At 25.1% G+C, this 19263-nt stretch carries 23 protein-coding genes and 1 tRNA gene; 20 read left to right on the top strand and 4 right to left on the bottom strand.

What is annotated here, in order from left to right:
• Positions 1-154 precede the first annotated feature (154 nt).
• From IGS63_RS02315 to IGS63_RS02365, 11 genes are all read left to right on the top strand, one after another.
• A complete protein-coding gene (locus tag IGS63_RS02315) occupies positions 155-1090 on the top strand; it encodes an inorganic phosphate transporter (RefSeq protein WP_190615433.1) in 936 nt (311 codons plus the stop codon).
• A complete protein-coding gene (locus IGS63_RS02320; RefSeq protein WP_190615434.1) occupies positions 1087-1728 on the top strand; it encodes a TIGR00153 family protein in 642 nt (213 codons plus the stop codon). Before IGS63_RS02315 ends, IGS63_RS02320 begins: the two co-directional genes overlap by 4 nt.
• A 65-nt stretch (positions 1729-1793) precedes the next feature.
• Complete coding sequence (gene rfbC / locus IGS63_RS02325; protein WP_190615435.1) at positions 1794-2357, top strand: dTDP-4-dehydrorhamnose 3,5-epimerase; 564 nt, start codon at positions 1794-1796, stop codon at positions 2355-2357.
• Between the two features lie 54 nt (positions 2358-2411).
• Positions 2412-3239, top strand: a complete 828-nt coding sequence (gene rfbD, locus IGS63_RS02330; RefSeq protein WP_190615436.1) for a dTDP-4-dehydrorhamnose reductase — start codon at positions 2412-2414, stop codon at positions 3237-3239.
• Positions 3236-4474, top strand: coding sequence for an MFS transporter (locus tag IGS63_RS02335; RefSeq protein ID WP_190615437.1), 1239 nt, complete (start codon positions 3236-3238; stop codon positions 4472-4474). Before rfbD ends, IGS63_RS02335 begins: the two co-directional genes overlap by 4 nt.
• Before the next feature lie 41 nt (positions 4475-4515).
• The gene (locus IGS63_RS02340) at positions 4516-5757 is read left to right on the top strand and encodes an L-serine ammonia-lyase, iron-sulfur-dependent, subunit alpha (protein WP_190615438.1); all 1242 of its coding nucleotides are present in this window, start codon (positions 4516-4518) and stop codon (positions 5755-5757) included.
• A gap of 130 nt (positions 5758-5887) precedes the next feature.
• A complete protein-coding gene (locus IGS63_RS02345; RefSeq protein ID WP_190615439.1) occupies positions 5888-7963 on the top strand; it encodes an HD domain-containing phosphohydrolase in 2076 nt (691 codons plus the stop codon).
• Between the two features lie 11 nt (positions 7964-7974).
• Positions 7975-8862: a sensor domain-containing diguanylate cyclase gene (locus IGS63_RS02350; RefSeq protein ID WP_190615440.1), complete on the top strand. Its 888-nt coding sequence runs from the start codon at positions 7975-7977 to the stop codon at positions 8860-8862.
• A gap of 20 nt (positions 8863-8882) precedes the next feature.
• The gene (locus tag IGS63_RS02355) at positions 8883-10160 is read left to right on the top strand and encodes a hypothetical protein (RefSeq protein ID WP_190615441.1); all 1278 of its coding nucleotides are present in this window, start codon (positions 8883-8885) and stop codon (positions 10158-10160) included.
• A 10-nt stretch (positions 10161-10170) separates the two neighbouring features.
• Positions 10171-12168, top strand: a complete 1998-nt coding sequence (locus IGS63_RS02360; RefSeq protein WP_190615442.1) for a hypothetical protein — start codon at positions 10171-10173, stop codon at positions 12166-12168.
• Positions 12169-12309: 141 nt separating this feature from the next.
• The gene (locus tag IGS63_RS02365; protein WP_190615443.1) at positions 12310-12969 is read left to right on the top strand and encodes a hypothetical protein; all 660 of its coding nucleotides are present in this window, start codon (positions 12310-12312) and stop codon (positions 12967-12969) included.
• A gap of 46 nt (positions 12970-13015) precedes the next feature.
• Here IGS63_RS02365 and IGS63_RS02370 read toward each other — a convergent pair whose 3' ends face one another.
• Genes IGS63_RS02370 through IGS63_RS02385 form a run of 4 tightly spaced genes read right to left on the bottom strand, consistent with a single transcriptional unit; the run spans position 13016 to position 14436 of the window.
• A complete protein-coding gene (locus IGS63_RS02370) occupies positions 13016-13348 on the bottom strand; it encodes a YraN family protein (protein ID WP_190615444.1) in 333 nt (110 codons plus the stop codon).
• Positions 13341-13628, bottom strand: a complete 288-nt coding sequence (gene gatC, locus IGS63_RS02375; protein ID WP_190615445.1) for an Asp-tRNA(Asn)/Glu-tRNA(Gln) amidotransferase subunit GatC — start codon at positions 13626-13628, stop codon at positions 13341-13343. Before gatC ends, IGS63_RS02370 begins: the two co-directional genes overlap by 8 nt.
• Before the next feature lie 11 nt (positions 13629-13639).
• Positions 13640-14023, bottom strand: coding sequence for a hypothetical protein (locus IGS63_RS02380; protein WP_190615446.1), 384 nt, complete (start codon positions 14021-14023; stop codon positions 13640-13642).
• 11 nt (positions 14024-14034) lie between these two features.
• Positions 14035-14436, bottom strand: a complete 402-nt coding sequence (locus tag IGS63_RS02385; protein ID WP_190615447.1) for a hypothetical protein — start codon at positions 14434-14436, stop codon at positions 14035-14037.
• A 157-nt stretch (positions 14437-14593) separates the two neighbouring features.
• On the opposite strand from IGS63_RS02385, the gene yfcE reads away from it, so the two are divergent.
• The 9 genes from yfcE (at position 14594) to rplT (ending at position 19257) form a co-directional block, all read left to right on the top strand.
• The gene (gene yfcE / locus IGS63_RS02390; protein WP_190615448.1) at positions 14594-15154 is read left to right on the top strand and encodes a phosphodiesterase; all 561 of its coding nucleotides are present in this window, start codon (positions 14594-14596) and stop codon (positions 15152-15154) included.
• Positions 15151-16242 carry an MFS transporter gene (locus tag IGS63_RS02395; protein WP_190615449.1) on the top strand — a complete coding sequence of 364 codons (1092 nt, stop codon included), beginning with the start codon at positions 15151-15153 and terminating at the stop codon, positions 16240-16242. The genes yfcE and IGS63_RS02395 overlap by 4 nt, the downstream gene beginning before the upstream one ends.
• A gap of 12 nt (positions 16243-16254) precedes the next feature.
• Positions 16255-16944 carry a hypothetical protein gene (locus tag IGS63_RS02400; protein WP_190615450.1) on the top strand — a complete coding sequence of 230 codons (690 nt, stop codon included), beginning with the start codon at positions 16255-16257 and terminating at the stop codon, positions 16942-16944.
• A 3-nt stretch (positions 16945-16947) separates the two neighbouring features.
• The gene (locus tag IGS63_RS02405; protein ID WP_190615451.1) at positions 16948-17571 is read left to right on the top strand and encodes an N-glycosylase/DNA lyase; all 624 of its coding nucleotides are present in this window, start codon (positions 16948-16950) and stop codon (positions 17569-17571) included.
• Between the two features lie 67 nt (positions 17572-17638).
• The gene (locus tag IGS63_RS02410; protein ID WP_190615452.1) at positions 17639-17833 is read left to right on the top strand and encodes an FmdB family zinc ribbon protein; all 195 of its coding nucleotides are present in this window, start codon (positions 17639-17641) and stop codon (positions 17831-17833) included.
• 70 nt (positions 17834-17903) lie between these two features.
• Positions 17904-17979 (top strand) — tRNA-Lys (locus tag IGS63_RS02415).
• Between the two features lie 142 nt (positions 17980-18121).
• The gene (infC, locus tag IGS63_RS02420) at positions 18122-18664 is read left to right on the top strand and encodes a translation initiation factor IF-3 (RefSeq protein WP_232521262.1); all 543 of its coding nucleotides are present in this window, start codon (positions 18122-18124) and stop codon (positions 18662-18664) included.
• Between the two features lie 2 nt (positions 18665-18666).
• On the top strand, positions 18667-18873 hold the full coding sequence (locus IGS63_RS02425) for a large ribosomal subunit protein bL35 (RefSeq protein ID WP_190615454.1): 207 nt from the start codon (positions 18667-18669) through the stop codon (positions 18871-18873).
• Between the two features lie 27 nt (positions 18874-18900).
• The gene (rplT, locus tag IGS63_RS02430) at positions 18901-19257 is read left to right on the top strand and encodes a 50S ribosomal protein L20 (RefSeq protein ID WP_190615455.1); all 357 of its coding nucleotides are present in this window, start codon (positions 18901-18903) and stop codon (positions 19255-19257) included.
• The last annotated feature ends 6 nt before the right edge of the window (positions 19258-19263 follow it).

Raw genomic sequence — 19263 nt, forward strand, 5'->3', positions numbered from 1 at the left:
TCTAATTCAAATTGTACTCTTCGGGCTATCTCGTGTCAAGATACATGCAAATACAAAAACTGAGTTTGTATGTTTATTATTAAATTTTGAAAAAACACAAAAAAGTGATAAAATATTAAACTATACACATTATTTTTTATGGGAGGTTATCTTAGTGATTTATTTTTTAATTCCAGCTATATTTTTGGGTTGGTCTTTAGGTTCAAATGATGCAGCAAATCTTTTTGGTCCACCAGTTTCAAGTGGTATAATTAAGTATAAACATGCTATAATTATAGCTTCAATATTTGTAGTTCTAGGAGCAATAATTGGTGGAGCTGCAGGTCTTAAAACCATTGGTGGACTTACTGATATAAATCTTAGAGAATCATCTATATCATTATTTGGTGCTGCATTAACAGTTACTTTTATGACTTTTTTAGGATTACCAGTTTCAACTTCTCAAGCAGTTGTTGGTTCTTTAGTTGGTGTTGGAATGCTTAGAGGATCTGTTGATTTGAGTAAATTAATAAAAGTTGTAATATCTTGGGTTGGTACGCCGATTGGTGCTTTAATAATTGCATTTTTTGCTTATAAAATTGTTTCATATTTTTTTAGACAATTTTTAAGTGTACAAAAACAAGATATCTTCATAATAGTTGGTACTTGGGCTGTTGGAATATATGGATCATATTCACTTGGTGCAAATAATGTTGCAAACGTAACTGGAGCACTAGTTGGAAGAAATGAATTATTTACAATTCCATTAATGGCTACTATTGGTGGTCTTTCAATAGCTTTTGGTATACTAACTTTTAGCAAAAGAGTTATGATGACTGTTGGAAAAGGAATCATAGAACTAGATCACTTTTCTTCAATGATTACAATTTTTGCTGCATCAGCAACAGTTTGGATTTATTCATTAATAGGTGTCCCTGTAAGTAGTTCACAATCAATAGTTGGTGCTATTATAGGTATAGGCTTTGCAACTGGTACAAAGACAGTCGATAAAAAAGCAATATTTAAAATTGTATCTGGCTGGGTTTCAACGCCAGTTCTTTCAGGTATAATATCAGTGATAGTAACATTAATTATGGAGGTGATTTTATGAAATTTTTCTTTGGAAAAAAAGAAGAACATATAATAGAAATGTTTAAAAAGCATTTAGATCTTGTAGATGAAGGTATAAAACTTTTAACTGAACTGTCTGAAACTTATATGGAAGGAAAATGCATAGAAGAATTAACAGAAAAAGTTAGATCAAAAGAACAAGAAGCAGATTTATTAAGAAGAGATGTTGAAACTGTAATGTATAAAGGTGCCTTTTTACCAAACTTTAGAGGAGACTTACTTGGTATAATAGAAAGTGTTGATAAAGTAATAAACAAAGCTGAAACAGTTGCAGATATTTTTTATATACAAAAACCACGCATACCAGAAGATTTTAAAATAGAAATAGTAAAACAAATGGGAAAGGTGGATCAAACTTATTTAGCATTAAGAGAAGCCATTAAACAAATGTTTGAAAATGTTGAAAAAGTTCCTGAACTAATAAAAAATGTTGAAGTTTATGAACATGAAGAAGATGTTGTTGAAAAAGGGTTGATAAAAAAAATATTTGAATCTGATATGGAACTTGCAGAAAAAATTCATTTAAAAGAATTAATTTTAAATATAGGAGACATTGCAGATAGAGCAGAAGATTCATCAGATAGAGTAGAAATAGTAATGTTAAAAAGAAGCATATAAAAAAATAGGGCTAAGCCCTATTTTTTTAATGTATAATTTATATATAATCATGCACGGAGGATAAAATGTTTGATATTTTAAAAACAAATATAAATGGAGTATATATATTAAAACCTAAAGTATTTAAAGATAATAGAGGTTTTTTTATGGAAAGTTGGAATAAAAAAGATTTTTTTAATATTGGAATAAAAAAAGACTTTGTACAAGATAATCATGTCCAAAGTAAAAAAGGAGTTTTAAGAGGACTTCATTTTCAAACAAAACATAAACAAGGTAAATTAATAAGATGTATTAATGGAAAAATATATGATATCTCTGTTGATTTAAGAAAAAATTCAAAAACATTTGGTAAATATTTTAGTGTTTTATTATCAGATAAAAATAAAAATATGCTTTATATACCAGAAGAATTTGCCCATGGATATCTTGTTTTGTCAGATAAAACAGAAATTTTATACAAAACAACAGACTATTATTATCCAGAGTATGAATCTGGAATAATTTGGAATGATAAAACTTTAAATATTAATTGGAACTTAGATAAATATAAAATTAAAAAAAGTGAATTGATATTATCGAGTAAAGATCAAAAATTACCTGATTTTAATGAATATTTGAAAATATATTAAATATATTCTGAATATTATTAATGTAATAATATGTTATACTATACGATATATGAGGTGAAAAAAATAAAAATATTAATAACAGGTTCAAATGGGCAACTTGGAGTTGAGTTTCAAAAATTTTTTGAAAAAATTAATATAAATTATATTGCAGTTCCTCATAAGAAATTAGATATAACAAATATATCCAATTTGTATGAAGTATTAAAAAATAAAAATATAACTCATATTTTAAACTGTGCATCATACAATGATGTTGATAAAGCAGAAAAAAATTCAAAGCTTGCTTATAAAACAAACGCTCTTGGAGTAAAAAACTTATCTTTAATATCTAATAAAATAAATGCTAAACTTATACACTTTTCAACAGATTATGTCTTTGATGGAAGTAAAAATAATCCATACAACATATTTGATACTCCAAACCCAATAAATGAATATGGAAAAAGTAAGTTGATAGGAGAAAAATATTTAAAAAAATTGTCAAAAAATTATCTTTTAATAAGAACATCTTGGCTTTTTGGCGGAAATAAAAATTTTATAAAAAAAGTTTTGGAGTGGAGTAAAAAAGAAGAAATTCGTGTATCTTACAATGAAGTTAGTTCACCAACATATACTTTGGATTTAGTCAAAGTTACATTTTTTCTTATAAAACAAAAAAGTTTTGGAACTTATCACATAACTAATACACCAACTAATAGATATGAATGGGCAAAATTTATATTAAATAAAATAAAATACACTGGAAAAATTGTTAAAGTAAAAAAAGAAGTTTTTAACTTACCTGCAAAAAGACCAAATTATTCAGTTTTACTCAATAATCATGAAGTAAAAATATCAACGTGGCAAAAATCTACAAATAATTATTTGAGGTGCATATTATGAAATTTAAGAAAGATAAACAGTACTATAAGTTTTGTATGTATGGCTTTTTTAAAAACTTAAGATTTTTTGAACCATTTTTAATACTATTTTTTTTAGAAAAAGGATTAAATTACTTTCAAATAGGAATACTTTATGCAATTAGAGAAATTTCAACTAATATATTAGAAATTCCAACAGGTATAGTTGCTGACTCAATTGGAAGAAGACGAACAATGATCTCTTCTTTTTCTTCTTACATAATATCCTTTATCTTTTTTTATTTATCAAAAAGTTATTGGCTTTTTATCTTAGGAATGGTATTTTTTTCTTTTGGAGAAGCCTTTAGAACTGGAACACACAAAGCTATGATTTTTGAATACTTAAAAATTAAAGGATGGGAAGACTATAAAGTTGATTATTATGGACACACAAGATCATCTTCACAGTTTGGATCAGCTGTTTCATCATTAATAGCTGCTTCAATTGTATTTTTTAGTAAAAACTATAGTTTAATATTTTTATTTTCAATAATTCCATACATAATGGATTTATTATTAATGATGACTTACCCTAAAGAATTAGATGGTGAATTAAAAACATTTGATGAGAAAAAATTAAAAAATAATTTTAAAAAGGTAATAAAAGATTTTATATTATCATTTAAAGATATTAAATTACTAAAAGCCGTTTTAAACAGTTCTATTTATACTGGTTACTATAAAGCAGTTAAAGATTATTTACAACCTGTTTTAAAATCATTTGCACTCACACTCCCTTTGTTTTTAACATTTAAAAATGAACAAAGAGAATCTTTAATAATAGGAGTTGTTTACTTTGTAATTTTTATTTTTACTGCATTTGCAGCAAGGTTTTCTGGAAAGTTTGCAAAGATATTTTCATCTTTTTCGAAACCACTTAATATCACTTTGATAATTGGACTTAGTTCTGGAATAGTAGCTGGTTTATTTTATGATATTGATTTAAGAATTTTATCTATAGTTTTTTATTTATTGATTTATATGCTTGAGAATCTTAGAAAACCACTTGGTGTTGCTTATATTAGTTCATCATTAAACAAAGACATTTTAGCTACTATTTTATCTGCTTCATCTCAAATGAGTACTATAATTGTTGCTTTATCTTCTATAATTCTTGGATTTTGTGCAGATGTTTTTGGACCTGGTAATGCTATAATAATTCTTTCAGCTTTATTATTAATTTTTACTCCTTTGTTTTTAATAAAAGAAAAAAAATAATAACTGTTTAATAATTAAACCACTGAAAAGGGAGGTCTTTTATGATAAAAGTAAAAGAGTATATAAAAAACGAAGTAAAAGAAGCATATGGCTGTACGGAGCCCGCTTCAGTTGCTTTAACTGTTGCTCGGGCATGTCAAGAAACAGATGAAAAGGTAGAAAATATATTTATTGAAACGAGTAAAAGTATATACAAAAATGGAATGGCTGTTAAAATTCCTGGAACTAATGGTCAAAGAGGCAATATAATTGCAGCAGCATTGGGAAGCAAATTAAACAACATAAGTTTAGAAATTTTTAAAGGATGTACTTCAAATATAGTAAAAGAAGCCTTAAAAATGGTTAATGAAAAAAAAGTATCTGTGAAATGCTTATATGAAAAAAGTGGAGTTTATACAAAGGCAACAATAAAAACTAAAAACCATGAAATTATTACAATAAGTGAAGGAAAACATGATTTTATAAGTTTGGTTTTAAAAGATGGAAAAGAAATATATAAAAATGAATATATAGAAGAAGATTCAATTAAATACTTTGAACTAAAAGATGGAATTGTTGATGAAATATTAAATTCTTTAAAAACACTTGATGAAAATGATTTAAATTTTATAACAAAAGGAATAGAAATGAATTTAGATGCAGCAAATAAATGTATAAAAGAAGAAATACCAGGTCATGAACTTTTAAAAAATTTTGAAGACTGTGATATGAATGAAATAAGAAAATGTGCCATGGCTGCATCAGCAGCAAGAATGGATGGCGCTTTTGTTCCAATTATGAGTAGTGGTGGAAGTGGAAATCAAGGAATAGTAACTACAGTTCCAGTTGGTATTTTAGGAAAAAACTTAAAAAAATCAAAAAAAGAAATAGCAAAAGCAGCAGTAATAGCTCATTTAATTTCTGGTTATATAAAAGATAAAGTTGGAAAGTTAGCTCCAATTTGTGGAGCATTTTTTTCTGCAGGAGCTGGTGCAGCAGGAGCTTTAACTTGGCTAATGGGAGGAAATATAGGACAAATCGAACAAGCAATTGAAACTATGCTTTCAAATACAACAGGAATTATGTGTGATGGAGCCAAAGAAAGCTGTGCATTTAGAGTTGGAACTGCCGTTGCAGAAGCACACGCTGCAGCAATAATGGTCTTAAAGAAAACTCATGTGGCGTGTTCAGAAGGATTTATTGATTGTTCTCTTGAAAAAACAATAGATAATGTTGTTAAAATAAATAAGGCCTTTGAAAATTTAGACAATACATTAATAAAAATTATAGAAGAAAGGTATTAATCAACGTGAGTTCTCAATGAGAACTCACGTTGATTCTGTTTGAAATTTTAACATTATATTCATTATATTTTTATGTTATAATATATATTATAGTAAATAAATTATATTAATTAAACTCGGAGATGATAAAATGAAAAAATTTTTCATACTAATATTTTTATTAATTTTAATAAATAGCTTCTCATTAAAGATAAGGGCTGGAACATATTCAAATATACCAGTTTCATTTGAAGAAAATGATGGAAAAATAGTTGGTATTTTTTCAGAAATACTAAATTATATTGCAAAAAAAGAAGGATGGAACATAGAATATACTTTACTTCCTCAAAATATACAAATGAAAAGACTTTTAGATGGAAAAATAGATTTATCATTTGCATATGGAATTACAGAAGAAAGAAAAAAATTCTATGAATATAATAAAGTTTTTGTAATGAATGACTGGGCTACTGTTTATACAAACTTATCTGATAAAGATTTAAATTATTTTTCTATGCAAAATAAAAAAGTTGGAGTTATGAAAACTGACATTTATTATGATGGACCTGTAGGAATCAAAAATATACTTAAAAATTTTGAAGTTAAATGTAATTTTGTTGAATATGATACTTATGAAGATATTTTTAAAGCTCTTGAAAAAAAAGAAATTAACTTTGGTGTAGTTTCAAGATTATATGGAGTAATGAGTCAAAAAAAATATAATGTAAATGCTACAGCTATGATTTTTAACCCAATTAACTTATATTTTTTATTTAAAAAAGATGCACCAATAAACAAGAAAATAATTCCTATATTAGATAAATATTTATTTGAATTAAAAAATAAAAATGATTCTTTTTATTATAAAATAATAAATAAGTATATAGAATCAACTGTTTCAAATAAAATACCAATTTGGATTTATTATATCTTTGGATTTATTCTTTCTGTAATAATAATTCTTATAATAACAGTTTACTTTATGAAAAAAATAATAAATAAAAAAACTAAAGATGCTTTAAAACAAAAAGAAGAAGTAGAAGCTGCCTATGAAGAACTTCAAGCTTATAATGAAGAATTAACTGCTAATCAATCTGAATTAGAAGATTTATATGAATTTTCTGAAAAAGAAAAAGAAAAATTTAAAAAATTATTAGAAATAAACTCTAAAATTCCACAGTATATTAATTTAAACGATTCAGTATTTATTTCTGAACTTTTAAATGTATCAATTAAAATATTAGATGGAAATTATGGTATTGCATTTAAATTAGATAATGATTGTTTATATTTTTTAAGTGCTTTTGGTCATGAAATTAATAATTTTAAAGATTTAAAATTAAAAAATTTTTTTAATCGATTAGAAATAACCAAATTAAAAAATATAAAAAGAATGATAAAAGAAAATACTCCTCAAGAAAATAAAGACAAAATAAATGGATACATACTTGAAACAGAATATTCTATTATAATACCTTTTGTTATTGAAGGAAAAACTAATTTTATAATCACCATAGATAAAATAAAAGGTGACTTTGAAAAAGACTTTTTAGAAATTTCACGAGCTTTAAGAGGATTCATTGAAACCTTATTAAAAGTAAAATCACAAAATCAAGAATTCAGAAGCTCTTACACAAACTTTGCAAATAGACTTGCCATGATTGCAGAAGCACACGATGATATAACAGGGAATCACATAAATAGAGTTGGTGTTTTATCTGAATTTATTGCACAAAAATTAAACTTAAGCAATGATTTAATATTTGAAATTAAAAATTTTGCACCACTTCACGATGTTGGAAAAATATTTATTCCAAATGACATATTAGGAAAAAAAGGACCTTTAACAAAAGATGAATGGGAAATTATGAAAAAACATACAGTTTATGCAAGAAGACTTCTAGGAAAAAATAAATATTTTCAAACTGCATTAAATATAGCTCTTTATCATCATGAAAAATACAATGGTAATGGCTATCCATTTGGTATACAAGGAGAAGAAATACCAATTGAAGCTGCTATAGTTTCCGTAGTCGATGTTTATGATGCTTTAAGATCAAAAAGACCTTATAAAAAAGAAATGAAACATGAAGAAGCAATGAAAATAATATTTGAAGGAGATGAAAGAACTAATCCATCAGATTTTAATCCAAAAATTTTAAGAATATTTGAAGAAAATTCAGATGAAATAAAAATAATATATAATTATTTATTAAAAAACAAATAGGAGTGAAAATAATGCAAATAAACTATAAAATATTTGAAAATATTATAAAGAGCATGGAACTTGGAATATATATACTAGATTGGAAAAAAGAAATAGTTTATTGGAATAAAGGTGCAGAAAAGATAACAGGTATAACAAAGGATGAAATAGTTGGAAATAAATTTAAAGAAGAACTTCTAAAGTATTCTGATAAAAATGGAAATTTTTTAAATACTCTTGAAACACCTTCTATGAAAACAATTGCTGATGGAAGAGAAAGAATAGAAAAACTTTACATTCAAATAAAAAACAAAGAAAGAATTCCTATAGAAGTTCAAGTTTATCCATTAAAAAATGAAGAAAATCAAATTATTGGCGCATTTGAAGTTTTTATAGATATATCTGAAGAAGAAAGATTAAAAGAAGAATATGAAAAATTAAAAAGAGATGCTTTTATAGATGATTTAACCGGAATACCAAATAAAAAATATATAAACAAAAAATTAAGAGAGTTATATGATGATTACAAAAGATATAAATTAGATTTTTCTGTATTATTCTTAAAAATTAAAAATTTTAACTCTTTAGTAGAAAAAAATGGTAAAGTTTTTTCAGAAAAAGCTTTAAAACAAGTTGCTAAAAAGATTTCTTCAATTACAAGATCATCTGATTTTTTTGGATTTTGGGAAGGAAATACTTTTATATTGATACTTAGATTTGTAAATAATACGCAAGTTTTAGAAATAGCAAATAGATTTAATTCTAATCTTAAAAATATTGAAATTGATGAAACTAAGTTAGAATTTTTATTTGGTGGAAGTATAATTACAGAAGAAGATACTATAGAAACACTTTTAGAAAAAGCAGAAAAAAAATTACTAGAATCTGAAACAGATAAATATGAAAATATAAAATTATAAAAATTTACGGAGGGATTTTTTTGAAAAAATTTTTATTTATCTTTTTTATGCTAATTTCATTACTTTCTTTTTCAAGATATACGCTAAACATGCATGTTTATGGTGATATTCCAAAAGATTTATTTAATTCAGTAATAAATGATATAAGAGCTTTTGTAACCTCTTCAAATAGATTCATTGTTTTAGGAGAGGTAAACAAAAAAGAAATATCAACAGAATTAATTCTTTCTAGTATTTTTAACAATGATAAAGATAATAACTTAATAAAATCATCTGATTTAAATTTAAGCATAAAAGTTTTTAATTATAGCCTTTCAAATCAAGAAACTTCATTTAACTATATATTAAACAATAATAGTGGTAATTTTATTAATAAAAATGGAGTTTATATAAAAGTAATTGTTGGAAATTATTACAAATATGATGTTAAAACAAATAGTTATATACAAGACGAATATGGTAAGTATGTAAAAGCAACAAATGAAAAGTTCTATGTTGCTTCTAATTTTTATTCTTTTTTTCCACATAAAGTAAAAAAAACAAAACTATCTTATGATATTTCTGTCACTTTAACAAACACTAATGATAATAAAATTCTTTATAGCAAAACTATAAAAAATGCAAAAACTATTACAACAGAAAACTATGGATATTCAAGTTTATATAAGAGTTTTTTTAAAAAACAAAATCCTAAAATAGCTGTTTATAACAATAATGAAGTTGGTTATGCTATAAGTAATAGCTTAAAATATATTTTTCCCATAAAAGCAAATGTTATAGATATTGACAAAACAAATGTTTATTTATCTGTTGGTGAAGATGAAGGTATTTTAAAAGGATATATATTTAAAGCTGAAAATAATGGAAAAAAAGCTTATTTAAAGGTTGAAAATGTAAACGCAAATACATCAGAAACTAAAATAATAAATATAGATTATGGAATGAACTTTAAATATAATATGCCAGTAAAAGAAGCTTTTTCTCTTCCTTTTATAAGTCCTTTTATTTTTCAACTTTCTTATGAATTTGAACCAACCTTTGGTATTGGTTTAAGAAACTATGATATATATGGAACAACAACAGCTTATTGTATTGCAAACTTTAATTTTAAATTCAATATAAAACAAATTGAATGTGGTTTTTCTTTATACAAAAATAAAAATTTAAATTTCTATTTGAGAAGTGGTATCAATAGTTTAAATATATTTGGTGGAATTGAATTAGATATTTTAAATCATTTTGGTCTATTTATTGATTATTCAAATGACTTTAATTACGGAGCTAAAATATTTTTCTAGGAGGATTAGTGTGAAAAAAATAATACTTTTAATGTTTTTAATTTTTTCTATACTTACATATTCTAAAACAATAGCTGAATTTATTGAAATAAACAGAGAAACAAATATAAACTTTGATGAAATATCAAAAATTCTTGAAAATAAGTTTGGTAATTTTACTTTTGTTAAAAGGCAAATATCCTACAACTCTAAACTCACATTTAATATTTTTAAAAATCCTAATATAGCTGATTATGGAATTTATATAAAAATAAACAATATAAAAAAAGAAGAAAAAATAACTAAAAATGTTTTATTTATAAGAAATGATAATTCTGGAACTTATGTTTATTTTAAAAATATTTATGTTCCAATAACAAGTAAAAAAAGATACGATTATGATGGTAAAAACTATTTTTTAAGTAAAAATGGAAAGTATATATATTTAGATAACTATCTTTGGGCAAAAAATGAAGAAGATAAGTTTATTGAATTCTCTGGTTATTACAAAAAAGAACTTAAAACTATAAAAACATATAAATACTCTTTAAATGGTATATATGAACTTGTTGACTTTAAAACTAGCTTTGTCGTGTCTTCTGGATCCTTAAACACATCATCATCAAACAAAGAAACATTAATAAAGTCTAGCTTAAATAAAATAAACTTTAATTTTAAAAAATTCTATAATGAAAAACCTAAAATAGCTTTATACATATCTAAAAATGGTTATGAAAGTATAGAAAATAAGCTTTATGACTATATAAGAACAAATTTTGAAAATGATGGAAGATATGCAGTTTTAGATAGAAATAATTTAGATAAATTATTTGAAGAAAAAAAACTAGATATGATAACAAAAAACACAAATAAAGTTGCTTCAAATTTTAAGAATGTTGAATACATAATTCTCTTACAGGTTAATATGTATAAAAAAGAAAAATATTCAACATATAATGAATATAATTTTTTAAATAATGTATACGGTGAATATAGTAATAATTATAAACTGGATGTAGGTACATACTACAACGAAGTTAAAAATAAAGATAAAATAACTTATACTCCATCTGCAACAGGAATTTATGTTAAAACCATAAAAACTCCTTGGGATAGAAAACCTAAATATCTAAATATAAAAAATTTTTATACTAAAATTGGAAATGTTGACTTAAAAGAAGACATAATATTAAATTATACTTATAGAATAATAGATTTAAAAACCGCAACACTTTTAGGTGAAAAAACAAATTCAATAAATAAAGATTTGTACTTATCAAAACCAACAAATTTTTATGGAGGAATAGAAAGTGATATTGAAAGCACTGCAATAAATTCTATTGTATACAATATTTCAAAAGATATGTCTTATAATATTATGACTATTTTTCCAATAAGAACAACTGTAAATAAAGTTATAAACAACGAAGTTTTTATAAATAGTGGTTTGAACTACGGAGTTCTACCATTTAGTATATATAGAATTATAGATAAATACAAAACAATTGGTCAAGTTAGAGTTGTACTCCCCATGCTAAAAGAATCAAAAACAAAAATTATTTCATTAAAAGATAAAAACTCTATTCCAAAATCAGGAGATCTTGCTTATGAAGACTTTTATTTTATAAAACCTCTAGGATTTTCTATTGGTATTAATTCATGTGGTTTGGAAAATTTTGGTTTTGAATTTAAATATCGTTTTTTTAATATATACAATGAAACTAAAAGTTTTATTTCTTTTATAAACTCTTATAATATTCAAAATATTACAGATGAATTTAATGAAATATATAAAAAATATGAAACTAATTTTAATTTGAGTTTAGGCTTTAATTTGTTTTCTACAAATTATTTAAATGTTTTTGCTGGTGGTGGAATTATTTATTTTCTTGATAAAAGCAGTTTAAACATTTATCCAATGTTAGAAATAAATAGTTTAAAAAAAGATAAAAACTTTTCAATTTATTTTAGAGTTTCTTATACAAATAATACTATTGAAGAATTAGTTGGTTTTGAAACAGACTTTTAGTTAAAAAACAGTAAACAAAGAATATCTCATTAACTTAAGTTTTACTTTTATTTAATAATCATTTAAATTTTATGTTTTTTCATTAACATAATAAAGATAAAATTTTAATGAAAATATAAGTTGAATAAAGGAGGAGTTTTTATGAAAAAAATTATTGGTTTAGTGGCAGTATTAATGATGTTAGTTATGAGTTTTGGTGCTTATCCATATTGGCATGGTTTAAATGATCCTGCTTATACACATGCTGTAAATGGTAATGTTAATTTAAATAATAAAACTGTAGATGTTATGGTTTATCAATGGATTTCAGCAACATTTGTTTCAAGAGAAACATTTAGAACAGTTCGTGGAGCAAAAGACCTTCAAGGAAATCCTTTAACAGATGGTATTTTAATAACAAAGCCTGGTATAGTTAATGATGTTCTTCTTGGTGGAATTGCACTTTATTCAAATGGTAATGTTGATATAACAGTAGGAGCAACATCAAATTACGCACCAGCAGGAAAAACAAATATGAACGATAAAATTAGAAATTTAAAATTAAAAACATATAATTCTATAAATAATAGTGTAGTTAAGTTTACAAAATCAATAGTAGATGCTGATCCTCTTGCTGGTTATACACTTAGTAATCAAAATAATATTGCAAAAGTTTCAAATCTTATAGGTAATAGAAATAATGGAACTTATGGACCAGAATTTGCTATACTTGCTGATATAAATGTTCCAAATAATTTTGGACCTGGTGACGATTATGTTATTTCACTTGATATTTCAGTTGCACCAAAAACAAAATTCTAAAAAATAATAAAAAAATGGTTGAGTTTTAACTCAACCATTTTTTTATTTAAAATCTTTGAGATTTATAATGATTAATCTTACCATCATAATTTACAGATATAACATCAATTCTTGTTTCTGAAAACTCTATATTAGAATTTTGTATAAAAATTTGAGCAACTTGAGAAATTTTTAATAATTTTTTTCTATTAGCTCTATAAGCTGGATCAGATAATTTATCTGTACCTCCTTTTACTTCAACAAAAATAAGAACATCATCTTTTTTACAGATGATGTCAATTTCTCCAAATTTAATTTTAAAGTTTCTTTTTAATATTTTATACTTATTCTTTTTTAAATAAGTACAAGCTATATCTTCATATACTTTTCCATTAGCCATGTATACTTGGTATTTTTAATAGATCATTTTTTATTTCTGGAAATTCATTTTTTATTTTTTCTGTATTTTCAAATAATACAGGATCATCTTTATGAACTACTGTTTTAAGTTCATTTGAAATTGGTGAATACATCTCTTCAACATTATCTACATTTATTTCATCTAATTGAGACATGTATTCAAGTAGGTTTGATAAATCTTTTTCAATAACCTTTTCCTCTTCTTCTGTTAATTCAATATTTGCTAATTTCTCAAGTTTTTTAATATCACTTTTTAACATATTATCCTCCTTTATGTTGTTAATTCAACAATTATTTTATCATCGTCAAAAGTTAAATTTTTTAATACTATATTTTTGGTTATAAGATTTTCTGGAACATAAACAGCCATCATGCTTGAAGTTATTTTTATATTTTGAGGCAAAGATTTTGTATTTATCTTATCAAGAGGTAAATTGTGTTCAAACATATAAGTACCATTTAAATAATAAGGTTTTTCTTTTATCTTTATGTAATACTTAAACATTAAAGCATTTATCTTTATTGTATCATTTTCAAAAATTAATTTTGTTGTTGAATTAAATAAAAGTTTTAAAAATGGAGATTTGTTTTTTAATGTTTCTGAAATTATTTTTTTTAGTGTTTTGGAGTCTATTTTAAAGTAAGCATCTTTCATTATATCAACTCCTAATCATATAAAATATTTAAATTTAAATTTTTATTATCTAGCTTAAACTCATAAAATTTTAGATTTTTAAGAGTACCTTTAATTGATTCATCTAATTTCAAATTATTAAAATTTATTGTTATTTCATCATCATTGGATGAAATAGAATTAGTAACTTCTGTTACTATTAAAAATAATCCTTCTAATATTTTTTTTAAACTCTCATCTCCACCAAAAACAAATCTTAAACTCCCTGATGCTAAACTGTTTGGAGTCTCTAATATTTTTACATTAGATTTAAAATTCACACTTTTTCCAAAAACATCAAATTCACTTTTAAAAATCAGTCCATCTTTTACAAGTTCTATGTTTAAATTTTTAATTTCCTTGATATTTGTTGTTTTTATAATGTTTTTAAACACACCATTAATAAAATCCTCCGATACTTTAAGCTCGATCCCCTCCATTTTTCATCCTCCCAAAATTAATAATATCACTATAAATTATACCACTTTTTGTTATATTTGTGTGATAAAATATATAATAAAAGATTATTTTTTAATAACTGGAGGAATAAAAATGATACTTGGAATAATGAGCGACACACATGGATCTTTATCTTATTTTAATAAAGCTTTAAAAGTTTTAAACAAAGTAGATAGATACATTCATTTAGGTGATTTTTTATATCATGGACCAAGGAATCCATTACCCGATGGATATAATCCAAAAGAATTGGCAAAAGAATTAAAAAAATTAAAATACTCTTATGTTACTGGTAACTGTGATGCACAAATAGATAATTATGTTTTAGATCTTCCAGAAGTAAAACCATATTCAATGGAAAGTTATGAAAATTTTAAAATTTTAATGACCCATGGTTTTACCCCAACAATAGAAGAAGCTATTGAACTTGCAAATAAAAATAACTGTGATATTTTAATACACGGACACACGCATATTTCAAAGATAGAAAAAAGAAATAACTTAATAATTTTTAATCCTGGTTCAACAGCTCTTCCAAAAGAAAATACCCCAAATAGTGTTGGAAAAATCACTATAAATAATAACACTATGATATTAGAACTTATCGATCTTGAAACCGGAAACATATATAAGAGGAAGGAGATAAGTAAGTGAATGAAACTAAAAGTTTAAAATTTCTTATTATTTTACCATTTTTAAGTGTTTTTTTTCAGGTTGGTATACTTTCATCTGGGCCTCAATTACAACAAATGTATGGAAATTCTTTTTACACAAGTACTTTTATAGCAATAACCCCATTAATAACTATGATTTTTGGATCTTTATGGGGACCTATATTAAAAACTCTTGGTGAAAAGAAAACATTTGGTGTAGCCTTATTAGGATGGATTTTATCTTTAATATTGATTACAATATTTCTATCAAATCCTATATTAGGTATAATTTTTAGAGGCATGCAGGGGATATTTGATGCAGTATTTTTTTCTATAGCACTTGCTGGTGTTTCAAAATCATCAATTGAAGGTAATTTAAAAGCAAAGTACTATGGAGCAATAGAATTTATGGCAAGTTTTGGATCTATAATGGGACCTTTAATTATAGGAACAGGTTTTGTTTTTAATCCAAAATATGTTCTTCTTTTAGTAATTATTATTGTTTCGCTATATGCAATACTTGGATATAACATTATTAAAAACATAAAAATAGATACTGTTGAAACTAAAAAAGGAAAATTTTCTCCAAAGATATTTTTAGCTACTTTTTTTGGAATTGTAATCTTATCTACCATAGTTAGTAATCAAGCTGTATTACCAGGATTTGGAGAAAATTCTTTTAACTCTCCAATAGTTGGAAAATTTCTTGTTTCAATATTTGGAACATTTATAATGCTTGGAAACATGTTGAAACACAAAATAAAAGGGGTTAAATACTGGATTCCAATGATAGCTTCTGTTATGTTGTTTATTGCATATATATTCATAAACTTTGTATTTGTATATCTTTTATTCACAATGATAACAGGGTTCTTATTGGGTCTTTCATTAACTATGAGTAGTGAATATGCATCTAAGCTATCAAAGGGTTTTGAAGAAACTGGTATGACTGTTTATTCTTCATTGAGAATAAGTGGAAATTTCTTAGGTCCGTATCTTGCAGGAATGTTTACACACTCAAACTTAATAATAATAATGAGTGTACTAACATTAGCTTCAACAGGATTTTTAAAGGTTTCTAAAGAATAAGGGGGAATATTTATGGAAGAGTTGAATCAGGTTACTAAGTTTATTTCAAATTATTATGATGTTTTAATATCTTCATGGTATGTTTTGTTTCCAATAGCAGCATTTTTTGTATTTTTTTCAAAACTATCATCAAAAATATCAATATTTTTAATTGGTATGTATATGTCATATACTATTTTAATACCTTACGCAATGAAGTTAGAACAAATAAAAAATTTATTAGAAAAGTATACAGATTATAAATTTATGATCTTTTTAATCGTTAGTATTATATTTGGTATTATCTTTTATAGTTTAGTTAAAGTAGCAATAATAATAAGTGGTTTTACAATGGGTGGTTTACTTGGATTTGCACTTGGAAATTTCTTAGTCTCATCAAATCCAGAATTTTTAACAAAATTACCATTTGATAGCTCTTATATCCCTTGGATGGGACTTGTAATTATAGGTCTTATAGTAGCCTTTATTATCTCCAAAGACTTTGAAAAAATGATAGCAGCTCTTTCTGTAATCTTTGGATCTTTAATGATGAGTTTTTATACATTATTTTTGCTTGAAAAATACTCTTCTTTAAAAATTGGAGATAATACAATTTTAATGAGTCTTGAAAGTATAAGTAGACCAGAAACAATAACATTTTTAGGTTGTTTTATTGTTTATATGGCAATTGGCTTCTTTTTTATAATGAGAAAAGGAAAATAAAAAATGGATTTAGTAAAAGAATTGTTTAACATAAAACCAGAATGTAATACTTTAGTGGAAAATAGATTTAAAGAATTTGAAAATCTTGGAAAAAATGGAAGTGAAGAAGATTTATTTTCTGAATTATCCTTTTGTGTTTTAACTGCAAACTGGAGTGCTAAAGGTGGAATACGTGCTCAAAAAGAAATTGGAAATGGCTTTATAAATTTATCTGAAGAAAAATTAATTGAAGCCTTAAAAAGTGTTGGCCACAGATTTCCAAAAGCACGAGCTAAATATATTGTCAGCAACAGATGGATAATTGGAAATTTAAAAGCTTTAATAAAAAAAGATCCTTTTGAAGCAAGAGAATATATTGTTAAAAATATTAAAGGTATAAGTTGGAAAGAATCTAGTCATTTTTTAAGAAATTGTGGTATTTCTAACCTTGCTATTTTAGACAAACACATAATGAGATTGATGATAAAAGCAGGTCTTTTAAATGAATTACCAAAATCTGGTTGGTCAAAGAAAAAGTATATTGAAATAGAAGAAAAATTAAGACCAATTTCAAAAAAATTTGAAGAACCTATTGGCAAGTTAGACTTGTATATGTGGTTTATGGCTAAAAAATCTGTAGACAAATAATTTTGACAATTATTTAACATTGAATAAAAATATTAGTGATAAAATTCGTTGTAAAGGAGGGATGCAAATGCCAATATACAGATACGAATGTACAGAATGTGGTCATGATTTTACGGTAATGCACTCTATGAATGAAACACCAAATATAAAATGTGAAAAATGTGGAGCACCTGCAAAAAGAATAATAGGAAAGGTTGGCATTTCATTTAAAGGATCAGGTTACTATATAAATGATTCTAAAAAAACCGCCTCTACCAAATAATAAATTAACTTAAAAGAAACATCCTTTTTCTTGACAAAAAGATTCAATTATTGTATAATATTCACGTTGTGGGCTATTAGCTCAGCTGGTAGAGCGGCTGACTCTTAATCAGTAGGCCGCAGGTTCGAATCCTGCATGGCCCACCATAATACTTTTAAAAGCGGAAGTCACCCAAAGTTCTTCCCACCCCGGGCAAATGAGCCGTCAGAGGTTTTTTAATAAAAATAAAATTATTTACATAGAAAACGGGTGGCATAATGCCACCCGTTTTTAATTAATATAAGGATGGTGATACCAATAGCCAAAGACGGTGCTATTAGGAATGATTCAATTAGAGCAAGAGAGGTACTTTTAATAGATGATAAAGGCGAAAAAAAAGGAGTAGTTTCAACAAGAGAAGCATTAAGACTCGCTAATGAAGCAAATCTTGATCTTGTACTTGTTTCACCAAATGCAAGACCACCAGTTGCTAAAATAATGGATTACGGAAAGTTCAAATATGAAAAAGAAAAGAAGGAAAAAGAAACTAAGAAAAAACAAAAAAAGCAATTAGTTAAAGAAATGAAGTTTAGACTTAGAATTGATGAACACGATTTCATGACAAAAGTAAATAGAATCAGAACTTTTATAAATGCAGGAAACAAAGTTAGAGCAGTAATAATGTTTCTTGGAAGAGATATTATGTTTAAAGATAGAGGAAAAGATTTAATTGAAAGAATAATAAAAGAAACAGCTGATATAGCTAAAGTAAGTAGAAACATAAAAGTTGCTGGAAGAGATATGGATATATATCTTGAACCATTAGAAGAAAAACCTAAAAAGGAGGATTAACAATGGCTAAAATAAAAGTTAAAACAAAGAGTGCTATGAAAAAAAGATATAAAGTAACTGGTTCTGGTAAAATTGTAAGATACAGAAGAAGCCACACAGGACACAATTCAGGATTTAAATCAAATACAAAAATGAGAAGATTACAAAAACAAACAGAATTAACTAAAACATTGTTAAAACAAACAGAAAGAGCTATGGGTCGCGCTTAAATAAAAAATAGGAAGGAGAGATAATAAATGAGAGTAAAAAGAGCCGTTACTGCAAGAAAAAAGAAAAAATTTTATTTGAAAAAAGCTAAAGGATACCGTGGAGCATTAAGTAGAAGATATGTGCTTGCAAAACAGCAATTTTATAGATCAGGTGTAAAGGCTTACGCAGGAAGAAAAGATAAAAAAGGTGATTTTAGAAGATTGTGGATCACAAGAATTAATGCAGCTGCAAGACTTCAAGATATGAAATACAATGAATTAATTCATGGTTTAAAACTTGCTAATGCAAATATAAATAGAAAAATGCTTGCTGAATTAGCAGTAAGTGATATTGAAGCATTTAACGCTTATGTTGCACTTGCAAAAGAAGCATTGAATAAATAATATAAA

The organism is Tepiditoga spiralis, from assembly GCF_014701195.1.
GTDB classification, from domain to species: Bacteria; Thermotogota; Thermotogae; order Petrotogales; family Petrotogaceae; genus Tepiditoga; species Tepiditoga spiralis.

What these genes read in the sequence shown, in the direction of transcription:
- IGS63_RS02320 (WP_190615434.1), top strand. Translation starts at nt 1,087, where the DNA reads ATGAAATTTTTCTTTGGAAAAAAAGAAGAACATATAATAGAAATGTTT.
- rfbC (WP_190615435.1), top strand. Translation starts at nt 1,794, where the DNA reads ATGTTTGATATTTTAAAAACAAATATAAATGGAGTATATATATTAAAA.
- IGS63_RS02335 (WP_190615437.1), top strand. Translation starts at nt 3,236, where the DNA reads ATGAAATTTAAGAAAGATAAACAGTACTATAAGTTTTGTATGTATGGC.
- IGS63_RS02340 (WP_190615438.1), top strand. Translation starts at nt 4,516, where the DNA reads ATGATAAAAGTAAAAGAGTATATAAAAAACGAAGTAAAAGAAGCATAT.
- IGS63_RS02345 (WP_190615439.1), top strand. Translation starts at nt 5,888, where the DNA reads ATGAAAAAATTTTTCATACTAATATTTTTATTAATTTTAATAAATAGC.
- IGS63_RS02350 (WP_190615440.1), top strand. Translation starts at nt 7,975, where the DNA reads ATGCAAATAAACTATAAAATATTTGAAAATATTATAAAGAGCATGGAA.
- IGS63_RS02365 (WP_190615443.1), top strand. Translation starts at nt 12,310, where the DNA reads ATGAAAAAAATTATTGGTTTAGTGGCAGTATTAATGATGTTAGTTATG.
- IGS63_RS02370 (WP_190615444.1), bottom strand. Translation starts at nt 13,348, where the DNA reads ATGGCTAATGGAAAAGTATATGAAGATATAGCTTGTACTTATTTAAAA.
- gatC (WP_190615445.1), bottom strand. Translation starts at nt 13,628, where the DNA reads ATGTTAAAAAGTGATATTAAAAAACTTGAGAAATTAGCAAATATTGAA.
- IGS63_RS02380 (WP_190615446.1), bottom strand. Translation starts at nt 14,023, where the DNA reads ATGAAAGATGCTTACTTTAAAATAGACTCCAAAACACTAAAAAAAATA.
- yfcE (WP_190615448.1), top strand. Translation starts at nt 14,594, where the DNA reads ATGATACTTGGAATAATGAGCGACACACATGGATCTTTATCTTATTTT.
- IGS63_RS02400 (WP_190615450.1), top strand. Translation starts at nt 16,255, where the DNA reads ATGGAAGAGTTGAATCAGGTTACTAAGTTTATTTCAAATTATTATGAT.
- IGS63_RS02405 (WP_190615451.1), top strand. Translation starts at nt 16,948, where the DNA reads ATGGATTTAGTAAAAGAATTGTTTAACATAAAACCAGAATGTAATACT.
- IGS63_RS02410 (WP_190615452.1), top strand. Translation starts at nt 17,639, where the DNA reads ATGCCAATATACAGATACGAATGTACAGAATGTGGTCATGATTTTACG.
- IGS63_RS02425 (WP_190615454.1), top strand. Translation starts at nt 18,667, where the DNA reads ATGGCTAAAATAAAAGTTAAAACAAAGAGTGCTATGAAAAAAAGATAT.
- rplT (WP_190615455.1), top strand. Translation starts at nt 18,901, where the DNA reads ATGAGAGTAAAAAGAGCCGTTACTGCAAGAAAAAAGAAAAAATTTTAT.